At 64.2% G+C, this 12,249-nt stretch carries 8 protein-coding genes; 4 read left to right on the top strand and 4 right to left on the bottom strand.

Annotated elements, in window-relative coordinates:
• Window positions 1–125 precede the first annotated feature (125 nt).
• Window positions 126–455, top strand: a complete 330-nt coding sequence (locus tag P3T25_RS32065; protein WP_266241250.1) for a hypothetical protein — start codon at window positions 126–128, stop codon at window positions 453–455.
• Between the two features lie 59 nt (window positions 456–514).
• Here the strand turns inward: P3T25_RS32065 and ppc are convergent, their stop codons facing one another.
• Window positions 515–3,709, bottom strand: a complete 3,195-nt coding sequence (gene ppc / locus P3T25_RS32070; RefSeq protein WP_429360906.1) for a phosphoenolpyruvate carboxylase — start codon at window positions 3,707–3,709, stop codon at window positions 515–517.
• Window positions 3,710–4,117: 408 nt separating this feature from the next.
• Between ppc and hemC the strand changes: the two genes are divergently transcribed.
• Genes hemC through P3T25_RS32085 form a run of 3 tightly spaced genes read left to right on the top strand, consistent with a single transcriptional unit; the run spans window position 4,118 to window position 8,336 of the window.
• Window positions 4,118–5,122, top strand: a complete 1,005-nt coding sequence (gene hemC / locus P3T25_RS32075) for a hydroxymethylbilane synthase (protein ID WP_429360908.1) — start codon at window positions 4,118–4,120, stop codon at window positions 5,120–5,122.
• Window positions 5,122–7,143, top strand: a complete 2,022-nt coding sequence (gene hemDX, locus P3T25_RS32080) for a fused uroporphyrinogen-III synthase HemD/membrane protein HemX (protein ID WP_154558939.1) — start codon at window positions 5,122–5,124, stop codon at window positions 7,141–7,143. The genes hemC and hemDX overlap by 1 nt, the downstream gene beginning before the upstream one ends.
• 2 nt (window positions 7,144–7,145) lie before the next feature.
• Complete coding sequence (locus P3T25_RS32085; RefSeq protein ID WP_266257413.1) at window positions 7,146–8,336, top strand: heme biosynthesis protein HemY; 1,191 nt, start codon at window positions 7,146–7,148, stop codon at window positions 8,334–8,336.
• 187 nt (window positions 8,337–8,523) lie between these two features.
• Here P3T25_RS32085 and P3T25_RS32090 read toward each other — a convergent pair whose 3' ends face one another.
• From P3T25_RS32090 to P3T25_RS32100, 3 genes are all read right to left on the bottom strand, one after another.
• Window positions 8,524–9,843, bottom strand: coding sequence for an MFS transporter (locus P3T25_RS32090; RefSeq protein ID WP_154558941.1), 1,320 nt, complete (start codon window positions 9,841–9,843; stop codon window positions 8,524–8,526).
• Window positions 9,844–9,927: 84 nt separating this feature from the next.
• Complete coding sequence (locus P3T25_RS32095) at window positions 9,928–10,686, bottom strand: SDR family oxidoreductase (RefSeq protein WP_154558942.1); 759 nt, start codon at window positions 10,684–10,686, stop codon at window positions 9,928–9,930.
• Between the two features lie 78 nt (window positions 10,687–10,764).
• On the bottom strand, window positions 10,765–12,204 hold the full coding sequence (locus P3T25_RS32100; RefSeq protein ID WP_429360911.1) for an aldehyde dehydrogenase family protein: 1,440 nt from the start codon (window positions 12,202–12,204) through the stop codon (window positions 10,765–10,767).
• Window positions 12,205–12,249 lie beyond the last annotated feature (45 nt).

Consider the following 12,249-nt stretch of genomic DNA (forward strand, 5'->3'; position numbering starts at 1 on the left):
ACATGGAAGCGGAACGGCCGCCGCCGCGGCCCGGCGACGCGCACGGCTTAACGCAGCGACGGACCTAATAACGAGATGTGCGCCGTGATAACCTCCGGATCACTTATTAATTCAGAGGTGTCCGGATGCAACGTTGGTTACTTTTTGTGGCGGCCGCCGCGCTGTCTGCCGGCGCGTCGGCCCAATCGGATCGGGACTACTATCGCGAACAGGGCACCACCTTGCCGCGCGCACTGTCGTCCAGTCCGGTCACGCCGCAGTCATCCAGTTCGACGAACAGCATCACGGCGCCCGGTTCCAATGTGAATATGTCGCCTCAAGCACGCCGCGACCTTGACACACGCCTGCAGTCCGAGCTTGCCGAGCGTGAAAATCACAAGCAGGTGTGGCGCGAGCCTCCGCTCAAATTCAACATTCCAGCCTCAGAAATGCCAAAGCCGAACACGGCGAAATAATCCGTGTTCGGCTTTGGCGGAGCGGTGGCTGAATCAGCCGCCATTCAAACCGTCCTCGATCAGCCCGTATTACGCAACCCCGCCGCAATCCCGTTGATACTCAAATGAATCCCGCGCCGCACGCGCGCGTTGGTATCGCCCGCGCGGTGACGCTTGAGCAACTCGACCTGCAAGTGATTCAAAGGATCGAGATACGGAAAGCGGTTCTTGATCGAACGCGCAAGCAACGGATTTTCCGCAAGCCGTTCGCTCTTGCCGGTGATCTCCGACAACACCTTCGACGTCCGCTCCCATTCCGCGACGATGCGCTCGAACACATGCTTGCGCAGCTTCTTGTCCGACACGAGCTGTGCGTAGCGCGAGGCCACCGCGAGGTCGGTCTTTGCCAGCACCATGTCCATGTTGGAGAGCAGGTTCGCGAAGAATGGCCAAGTCTTGTGCATTTTCTTGAGCAGCGCAAGACGGCGGGTGCGCTCGGCGTCGCTCGGCGCGCTGTCCAGATGCGCGGCCACCGCGCTGCCGAAACCGTACCAGCCGGTCAGCAGCAGACGGCATTGGCCCCATGAGAAGCCCCAAGGAATCGCACGCAGATCTTCGATCTTGCGTTGCTTCGGGTCCTGCAATTTGCGCGAAGCCGGACGGCTGCCGATATTCAGTTCAGCGATCTCGGAGATCGGCGTCGACTCGAAGAAATACTCCTTGAAGCCCGGCGTTTCGTAGACCAGCGCGCGATACGACGCCATCGCCGCGTCGGATAATTGCTGCATCGTCTCTTCGAAGGCGGGCAATTGCGCGGGCGCAATGCCGTGCGGCAACAACGACGCTTCGAGCGTTGCGGCCACCACCGTTTCCAGGTTGCGTCGGCCGATTTCCGGATTGCCGAACTTGCTGGCGATCACTTCGCCTTGCTCGGTCAAGCGGATCTGGCCGTCGACGGTGCCCGGCGGCTGCGACAGAATCGCCTGATACGTCGGACCACCGCCGCGGCCTACCGTGCCTCCGCGTCCATGGAACAGGCGCAGCGTCACGCCGCGTTCATTGAACAGCGACACGAGCGCCAGCTCGGCGCGGTACAGCTCCCAGTTCGACGTCAGGAAGCCGCCGTCCTTGTTGCTGTCCGAATAGCCGAGCATCACTTCCTGCTCGTTACCCTGATGTTCGATCAGTGCACCCACGCCCGGCAGCGCGATCAGATCGCGCATGATATGTGGCGCGTTGCGCAAGTCGGGGATCGTCTCGAACAGCGGGATCACCATCAGCCCTGCTTGCGCGGGATCGTGCGCGTCGCCGAGGCGGCCGTGCAGCAGGCCGGTTTCCTTCTGCAGCAACATCACTTCGACCAGATCGCTGACGGTTTCCGTGTGCGAAATGATGTAGTTGCGCACCGCGCGCGCGCCGAACTTCTCGCGCGTGACGCGGGCCTCTTCGAGTACGCCGAGCTCGCTCTTCACGAGATCGGAATACTCGGCGTAGGGCAGGCGCAACGCTCGCGGCTGTGAAAGTTCGGCGAGCAGCACCTTGAGCTTGTCTTCTTCGGAGAGCGACGCGTAGTCGTCTTCGACGCCCGCGCGCTTCAGCAGCTCGGCGATCACCGCTTCATGGATGTCGGAGCTCTGACGCAAGTCGATGCTCGCCAGATGGAAGCCGAATACTTCGGCGGCGCGCGCGAGCGGCGACAGGCGGGGTGCCGCGAGCGGCGCGCCATGATGCTCGGCGAGCGAATCGATCAGCACGTGCAGATCGCGCACGAATTCGGCGGAGTCGTCGTACGGCTTGGCGCGTATCGGCGCCGCGCCGCGGCCTGCGCTGCGCACCGGCACGCTGCCTTCGCCCAGACGTACGCGCGCACTTGCCGCGAGTCGCGTGTACATGCCGATCAACGCACGGCGATACGGTTCGTCGGTGCGGTGCGGCGACTGGTCGGGTGAGATGGCCGCGAGTTCTTTCAACGCGTCGCTTGCGCCCGCGAGCAGGTTCGACACCGACAACTCGGCGCCCAACTTGTGCACCTGCTCCATATAGTGTTCGAAGATCACGGCCGCCTGGCGGGTGATTGCGTGTTCGAGCGTTTCGGCCGTGACGTTCGGATTGCCGTCACGATCGCCGCCGATCCAGCTACCCATCTGGAGGAACGGCGGCAGGCGCGCCTCGAGGCCGTGCTCGGCGAGCGCTTCCTCGATGTCGGCGTAGAGCGCCGGAATTTCTTCGAGGAAGGTCGCGCGGTAATACGACAGCGCGTTTTCGATTTCATCGGCTACCGTCAGTCGCGAATCGCGCAGCATCCGCGTTTGCCAGAGCGACGTGACGCTCGCACGCAGCATCGCTTCGTTATGCGCGCGTTCGCGGTTGGTCAGTTGCTGATCGCGTTCGGCGAGGAGGCGCGCGACGTCATGCTGCGCGTCGAGAATGCTCTTGCGCTGCACCTCGGTAGGGTGTGCGGTCAGGACCGGCACGATCAACGCGTCGTTGAAAAACTGCTGCAGGACCGGCGTCGCGGCGGCGCCCGCCTCGACGAGCCGTTCGAGTGCGTGCGACATGGTGCCCGGTTGCGAGGTCGAGCCGGCCAGCGCGTGAATCCGGTGACGGCGATTGCGGTGGCGGTCTTCAGCGATATTCGCAAGATGCGAGAAGTAGCTGAACGCACGCACCACGCTGACCGTTTGCTCCGGGCTCAGCGAACGCAGTTTCTTGTCGAGCGTTTGCGCGGCGGCGCTATCGTCCTCGCGGCGAAAACGCACGGCGGTCTGGCGGATCGTCTCCACGACGTCGAACACCGCGTCGCCTTCCTGTTCGCGCAGCACGTCGCCGAGCAGGCGCCCCAGATAGCGGATGTCCTGAAACAGCGGATGGTCCTTGTCCTCACGCGTGCGGCCGCTGCTTTTCGACGCGGGTGCAACCGTATCCGGCGAAACAGCTTGCAGCTTGGGCGCCTGAGTGGCTTCCGGCGCGGCAACGCTTGCGACGACTTTGGTCTTCGGGGACTTCGCTTTGGCCGGTTTGAGTGCCTGGGCGGCGTTCGCGGCTTGCGTCGCCTTAGCTGTCCTGACGGCCTTCACTGCCTTGTCCGCCTTGGCGGGCGTGGAGGCTTTGGCGGATTTGGAGGCTTTGGCGACGTTGGCGGCCAGGCTTGCCTTGGCAGCTTTGCCGGCGCGTTTGGCCGGTGTGGACTGGGCAGCCGTTGCGGCGTCAGCCGCTTGAGCGTTGGGCGATGCAGTGTTGCGGCGGGCAGGGCGCGCCGATCCGGAAGACGTCACGATGGGTTTCCTCAGGGAAGCCAGGGTCTGTTGAGTGATGAACTGCTACTGCGGAACTGCACTAAGAGTTGCAACGGGAACTGCGCGAAACCTGGACAAACCGGTATGCGCCGATGGCAATACGCCGGAGAGGGTGGCCGCGTGCGCATTTGCATGAAGCGCACGAGGTGCGTGACGTGCATTGCATGCACGACAGCCACGGTGCGCCGCATTGCATCATCCCGCATGCCGCGCCCCGGTGCGCGAACGACCGTGCTTGAACAGGCTGGGATGAGGCAGGCGCGCGCTCCTCGAGGCCCGTCTCCTCCATCGATACCGCGCCGGCACGGCGCTCCGCTGTGCCTTGAGACACAAGGGCGCGTGCTAACATTGATTGTTATTACATCCCGTCATTCGATCAGCAAGCTAATGAACACCGAGACGTTTTCTGCGCCACCCCACACGCTTGTGATTGCGTCGCGAGAAAGCCGCCTTGCCATGTGGCAGGCGGAGCATGTGCGATGTGCGCTGCACAAATTATATCCATCTTGTGACGTAAAAATCCTTGGAATGACGACACGTGGCGATCAAATTCTCGATCGCACTTTGTCGAAGGTTGGTGGTAAGGGCCTCTTCGTCAAGGAACTGGAAGCGGCGCTAGCCGACGGCCGCGCCGACCTGGCCGTGCACTCGCTCAAAGACGTGCCCATGACATTGCCGGCGGGCTTTGCGCTCTCCACCATCATGGAACGCGAAGATCCGCGCGACGCGCTGGTGTCCAACGAGTACGACTCGCTTGCCGCGCTGCCGGCCGGCGCCGTGGTCGGCACCTCCAGCCTGCGCCGCGAGGCCATGCTACGCATGCGTTATCCGCACCTCGTGGTGCGGCCGTTGCGCGGCAATCTGGACACCCGTTTGTCGAAACTCGATCGCGGCGACTATGCGGCGATCATTCTGGCGGCGGCCGGTTTGAAGCGTTTGGGTCTCGGCGAGCGCATCCGTGCGCTGCTCGATCCCGAAGACAGCTTGCCAGCAGCCGGTCAGGGCGCGCTCGGCATCGAGATTCGCGCCGATCGCGCGGACCTCGCGGCATGGCTCGCACCGTTGCATCACGAACATACGGCAGCGGCCGTCGAAGCGGAGCGGATGGTCTCGCGTGCCCTCGGCGGCAGTTGCGAAGTGCCGCTCGCGGCCTATGCACACTGGCACGACGGCGCGCTGCATCTGCGCGGCATTGTCGCTACGCCCGACGGTCAGCGTGTGTTGAGCGCGCAGGCATCGGCGCCGGCGCCCACCGTCGAACGTGCTGTGGCACTCGGCAAGGAAGTGGCGGACGCGCTCGAGCAGCAAGGTGCGATGGAAATCGTCCGCGCGTTGAGCACGGCCAGCGGCCCCGCGGCCGGGTCGGCGGACAGCGTGGCGACCGGCGAGTGATGGCGGCCGATATCCCGGGCAACGCATCCTCATCCGTCGGCAAGGCGGCGTTCACGGTCGTGATTACGCGACCGGCCGGTCAGTCGAACGCGTTGATCGCGCAACTCGAGGCAGCGGGCATTGCCGTGCTCGACTTTCCGCTGATCGACATCGCGCCTGTCGCTGACGAGGCGCCGTTGCGCGCGGCGCTGGCCTCTCTGGAACGCTATGCACTGGTGGTGTTCGTCTCGCCCAACGCGGTCGATCACGCGTTTGCCAGGAGCGATGCGATCTGGCCGCACGCGCTGCCGATTGGCGTGGTCGGGCCGGGCAGCGTGCAGGCGCTGGCGCGCCACGGCGTCGCGGCGCCAGCGTACAACATCATCAGCCCACCGTCCGTACCCGACGACGATACGGCGCGCTTCGATTCCGAAGGCCTGTTCGCGGCGATCGATACCGCGCTTGGCGCGACGAGCCTCGAAGGCAAGCGCGTCCTGATCGTGCGCGGCGACGGCGGCCGCGAATGGCTTGCTGACCGCTTGCGCGAGGCGGGTGCCGAAGTCGAAACGGTCGCGGCCTATCGCCGCCTCGTGCCGGAACCGTCGATCGGCGGCTGGGCGCGCGTGCACGCGCTTCTGGCCGGCGCACCGCACGCCTGGCTGCTCACCAGCTCGGAAGGGGTGCGCAACCTGCATGAACTCGCGCTGGAGCATCTGACCGCCGACGAAATCACGCAACTGAAGCACGCCAATCTGGTCACGCCGCATCCCCGTATCGCGCAGACCGCGCGGGCATTGGGTTTTGATAGCATTACGGTGTCCGGTGCGGGCGATGAGCGTATTGCCCGCGCCTTGCTTGCCGCCGTCCCGACCGTTGTTCAACCGGTACCGTCCAACCCGGCTCATTCACCGGCTAAATCACGCATGACTGAAACGAACGCATCCACGAACGCTTCACCCCAGCCGGCCGCAACCACTGCGTTGCCGCCGAATCCACCCTTCACGCCCTACGAAGCGCAGCAAAAGCGCCGCAGCGCGAGCGGACCGCTGCTGTGGTTTGTCGTCGTGATCATCGCTTGTGCGGCGGGGGTGGGCGGCTATGCGCTCAATCGCAAGGTGGAGCGCACCCAGCAGCAGATCGCGCAACGCCAGCAGGCCAACGACGCGCAGACCAACGAATTGCGCGTCAAGACCGATCAGGCGCTGGCCACGGTGCATCAATCCGAAGCGCAGGTCGCGCAACTCGAAGGCAAGCTCGCGGATGCGCAGACCGCACAGCAGGCGCTGCAACAGCAATACTCCGATCTCGCCCGCAATCGCGACGACTGGACGATGGCCGAGGTCGGTCAGATGCTGTCGGCCGCGAGCCAGCAATTGCAGCTCACCGGCAACACGCAGCTCGCGCTGTTCGCGCTGCAAAGCGCGGACACGCGTCTCGCCGCGTCGGATAGCCCGCAGGCCGTGACCGTGCGCAAGGCGATCGCGCAAGACATCGACAAGCTGAAGTCTGCGCCGTCCACTGATCTGACGGGTATGGCGATCAAGCTCGACAACGCGATCGACCAGGTCGACAACCTGCCGCTCTCCGGCGAAGCACCGATTGCCCACGCCACGCCGAAGGCCGCCACCTGGGCCGATACGGCGAAGGTGGCCGCGGCCACCGGCGAGCCGCGCTGGAAAGTGTGGTGGCGTGAAGTCACGACCGGCATTGGCCAGCAGCTCACCAGCCTCGTGCAGGTGCGCCGCATCGACAACGCCGACGCCATGCTCGTCACGCCCGATCAAGGCTACTTCGTGCGCGAGAATCTGAAACTGCGCTTGCTGTCGGCGCGGCTTGCGCTGCTCTCGCGCAACCAGACCACGCTGAAGTCCGACCTGCAGGCGTCGCAGGCCGCGCTCACTCGCTACTTCGACAACACGTCGAAGAAAACGCAGACCGTGGTCGATCTGGTCAAGCAGGTGGATGCGGGCTCGGCCGCAGTTGAACTGCCGAATCTGAACACCAGCCTGCAGGCCGTCAATCAATACCGGAGCCGAGGTTAATCATGGCAATCCGGGGACTTCTATGGCTCGCGTTGCTGTTCGCCATCGCGGTGGTGCTGGCGGTGGTCGGACGCTTCGACATGGGGCAGGTGCTGCTGGTCTATCCGCCGTACCGCGTCGACATCTCGTTGAATCTGTTCGTGGTCGGGTTGGTGGTGCTGTTCATCCTGCTGTACGCGCTGCTGCGCATCGTGCGCAACATCTGGCGCATGCCGCAGCGCGTGGCGGCCTACCGTGCTCGCTCGCGTGTCGCGAAGGCGCACGCCGCTTTGCGTGACGCGATCGGCAATCTGTACGCCGGGCGTTTCTCGCGCGCTGAAAAAGCCGCGAAAGATTCGCTCACGAATGGCGACAACAAGGGCGCGGCCGGTTTGATCGCGGCCACCGCGGCGCATCGCATGCATGAATATGCGCGGCGCGACGAGTGGCTCGCCCAGATCGACGGGGCCGACTGGCAGGACGCCCGCCTGATGGCCACCGCCGACATGCGTGCCGATGGCCGCGACGCGGACGGTGCACTCGCCGCGCTGACTGAAATGCAGTCGCAGGGCGCACGGCGGATTCACGCGCAGCAGATCACGTTGCGCGCGCAACAGCAGTTGAAGAACTGGGGCGAAGTGCTCAAGCTCGTCAAGACGCTGGAAAAACGCGAAGCGATCCATCCGGCGGTGGCGGTGCGTTTGCGTCAGCTCGCGGCGGAAAACCTGCTGCGCGACCGGCGTCATAACGCTGATGCCCTGCTGGAATTGTGGAATTCGCTGTCGGCGACTGAACGTCATTCGCCGCGTCTTGCTGATCTCGCGGCCGAATTGCTGGTGTCGCTGAATCGTCCGCAGGAAGCCCGCAAGATTGTCGAAGAGGCGCTGGCGCAGAACTGGGACGCGCGTCTGCTGCGCCGCTATCCGGACACGACCGGGGGCGACGCGTTGCCGCTGATCCAGAAGGCCGAAGGCTGGCAGAAGGATCGCCCGGAAGACGCGGACCTGATGTTCGCGTTGGGCCGCTTATGCCTGCATCAGCAGTTGTGGGGCAAGGCGCAATCGTTCCTCGAACGTGCACTGAAACTGGCCGACAACGAGACGCTGAAAATTCGTTCGCATCGCGCGTTGGCGCGTTTGCATGAACAGATCGGCGATTCCGCCAAGGCGAGCGAGCATTATCGCGAGAGCGCGTTGGCGATGAATATCGTTTGATGCGTTGAGTGCTGCGGCGAGCGGTTGAGACGCGCCGCTGTAGACCGCAATAGACGCATATGAAAAAGCCCCGGCGTTGGAAGATGCCGGGGCTTTTTCTTTGGAACGTGGAGCGTTACGCGTAACTCAGGACTTTTGGCGGTGGTTGCTGCGTTACGTCGTCCGCGAGATCGTCGGTCAGCCGCGCTTACTTATTGACCATCTTCGCCGGCACACTGATCGCCAGCAGACCGCCGAGGATCATGAACGCCGCCAGCATATACATGCCGGAGTCGTTCGCGGCAGTTGCCTGCTTCAGCCAGCCGACCGCGTACGGGCTGAGAAAGCCCGCGAGATTGCCGATCGAATTGATCATCGCGATGCCGGCCGCCGCGCCCGTGCCGGCGAGAATCGCCGTCGGCAAACTCCAGAACAGCGGCAAGGTGGTGAGGATGCCCATGGTCGCGAGCGTGAGCGAGGCCATCGCCAGCACCGTGTTGTGCGCCCACACCACGGAGAGCACGAGGCCGATCGCCCCGGCGAAGGCCGGCAACGCGATATGCCAGCGCCGCTCGCGCTTGCGGTCCGCGCTGCGCGACACGAACACCATCGCGACCACCGCCGCCGCGAACGGAATCGCCGACAGGATGCCGATCATGAACGCGTCGGTCACGCCGGTCGCCTTGATGATGGTCGGCAGCCAGAAGCTCACGCCATAGAGGCCCATCACGAACGAGAAGTACGTGAGGCTCAGCATCAGCACGCGCCCGCTCGTGAGCACCTGACGAATCGGCATGTCGTGCTTGGTGGCTTCTTCGGCTGACACCTGACGTTCGAGCAGTTCCTTCTCTTCCTTGGTGAGCCACTTGGCCTTCGAGATGCGGTCATCCAGCATCAAAAACACCATGATCCCGACGATCACCGAAGGGATCCCTTCAAGCAGAAACAGCCACTGCCAGCCATGCCAGCCGTTCATGCCGTTGAAGCTCTTCAGGATATAGCCCGAGACCGGGCCGCCGATCACGCCGGACAACGCGATTGCCGTCATGAACCAGGTGGTCATGCGGCCACGCCGGTGCGACGGATACCAGTAGGTGAGATACAGGATGATGCCGGGGAAGAAGCCCGCTTCGGCGAGCCCGAGCAGGAAGCGCATCACGTAAAACATGGTCGGCGTGGTGACGAACATGGTCAGCATCGAGATCACGCCCCACGACACCATGATCCGTGCGATCCACACGCGTGCGCCTACTTTGTGCAGGATGACGTTGCTCGGAATCTCGAAGATGAAATAGCCGAGGAAGAAAATCCCCGCACCGAAGCCGTAGACCGCGTCGCTTAGGCCCAGATCGGTGGTCATTTGCAGCTTGGCGAAGCCGACGTTGACGCGATCGAGATATGCGACCACGTAGCAGAGCATCAGGAACGGCGCGAGCCGCCAACTGACCTTGCGGTAGGTCGCCTCTTCGAAGCTGGAAGGTGGCGCTCCCGCGCCGGGATGGTGAAGCGGATTTGCGGGACTAGCCATGGTGTCTCCTCTTTTCTTGTGGAAATGAAGTACCGCCGTCGATCGCGATTCTAGCCGTGCTGGATGGTTTGGTTGGCATGGCGTTTACACGCAGCGCCCGCCGTCCACTTCGAGGCACACGCCGGTGACGAACTCGGCCTCGTCCGAGGCAAGATAGAGCGCCGCGTTGGCGATATCCTGCGGCGTCGAGAAACGCCCGAGCGGAATGCCGGCCAGAAAGCGCTTGCGATTTTCCGGCGTATCTTCGACACCCATGAATTCGGTCAGCAGCGCCGTCTCGCCCATCACGGGGTTCACACAGTTCACCCGAATGCGGTCCGGGCCCAGTTCGACGGCGAGCGACTTGCTGGCGATGATCACCGCGCCCTTGCTGCCGTTGTACCAGATGAGGCCTGGCCGTGGCCGCACGCCGGCCGTCGACGCAATATTGATGAAAACGCCACCGCCTTGCTGGCGGAAATACGGTACGAATTCCTGCACGCTCCAGTAGATGCTTTTGACGTTCACCGCATAGACGCGGTCGAATTCGGCTTCCGTCACGTCGAGCACCGGTTTGTTGCGATGCGTGGTGCCGGCATTGTTGACGACGATTTGCACGCTGCCGAAGTCTTCGAGCGCGGCCTCGCGCAGTTTTTGCCAATCCTCGCGTTGCGTGACGTTGCCGGCCACCGCGATCGCCTTGCCGCCGGCGATGGCGATTTCGCTCGCCACACGTTCGGCCGCGGCGCCGTTCAGATCGTTGACCACCACGTTCGCGCCTTCGCGCGCGTAGGTCTTCGCGATGCCTTCGCCGAAACCCGAGCCGCCACCCGTGACGATGGCTGTTTTACCTGTCAACCGCATGATGTCTCCGTTGCTTGTTGTGGATGGTGATGCCTTGACTCACTTTGCTGCGAATTCAACCGCACTCACTCAGCCTGCCTAGCCGTGACGAATGGCGATGGTTTTCAACACCGTGAAGCCGTACAGTGCTTCGAAACCCTTTTCACGTCCATGGCCCGAATGCTTCACGCCGCCGAACGGCAATTCGACGCCGCCGCCCGCGCCATAGTTGTTGATGAACACCTGGCCGGAGCGCAGACGCCGCGCGAGGCGCATCTGCCGGGCACCGTCGCGCGTCCAGATTCCAGCGACCAGGCCGTACTGCGTGCCGTTGGCGAGCGCGAGCGCTTCGTCTTCGTCGGCGAACGACATCGCGGCGAGGACGGGGCCGAACACTTCGTCGCGCGCGAGACGGTGGCTTGCGGGCACGTCGCGCAGCAAGGTGGGCGCCTGATAGAAGCCGCTTTCGGGCGCTTCGGGGATGACTTCGCCGTGCGCCGCCATCGGGATGCCGTCGTGTTGGGCGTCGGAGAGGAAGTCCCACACGCGCTGTTGCTGCTTCGCATTGATCAGCGGACCGCAATCGAGATCGGCATGCGACGGTCCGACCCGCAGCGCGTGGAACGCGCTGCTCAGCCGGTCGAGCAAGGGTTCGTAAATCGCCCGGTCGATCAACACGCGGCTGCCCGCCGAGCAGGTTTGCCCGGCGTTCTGCACGATCGCCGATACCAGCACGGGCAGCGCCGCCTCGAGATCCGCGTCGGCGAACACGATTTGAGGCGATTTGCCGCCCAGTTCCAGCGTGACCGGCACGTGGTTCTCCGCGGCCATTTGCGTGACGAGCTTGCCGGTCTCTGGCGAGCCAGTGAAGGAGATGTGATCGATGCCGGGGTGACGCGCGAGCGCCGCGCCCGCTTCATGCCCGTAACCGGTGACGATATTCAGCGCGCCCGCCGGCAAGCCCGCCTCGGCCGCCAGTTCGGCGACGCGCAATACCGAGAGGCACGCGTCTTCCGCCGGTTTGACGACACACGCATTGCCGGTGGCGAGCGCCGCGCCGACGCTGCGGCCGAAAATCTGCATCGGGTAGTTCCACGGCACGATGTGGCCGGTCACGCCGTGCGGCTCGCGGATCGTCAGCACCGTGTAGCCGGCCTGATAGGGAAGCGTTTCACCGTGCAGCTTGTCCGCCGCGCCGGCGTAAAACTCGAAGTAGCGCGTGAGCGCAGCCGAATCGGCGCGCGCCTGTTTGAGCGGCTTGCCGGTGTCGCGGGCTTCGAGTTGGGCGAGTTCTTCCTGATGGACGGCCACCAGCATCGACAGCCGGTACAGCACGCGGCCGCGTTCGGCGGCGCTCGCTTCGCCCCATGCGCCTTCGAAGGCGCCCCGGGCGGCATGGACGGCGGCGTCGATATCGGCCGCGGTGCCGCGAGCCAGCCGGGTGAACGGCTGGCCGTCCGAGGGATCGAGTACGGCGATCGTTTCGCCGCCTGATGCAGCGGACCATTCGCCGCCGATGAAATGCCGGGCTTCTTCCATGCATGCTCCTTGAGGTGTCACCCAGCCGTGATTCAAGCCGAGGTT

Source organism: Paraburkholderia sp. GAS32, assembly GCF_050434225.1.
GTDB classification, from domain to species: Bacteria; Pseudomonadota; Gammaproteobacteria; order Burkholderiales; family Burkholderiaceae; genus Paraburkholderia; species Paraburkholderia madseniana.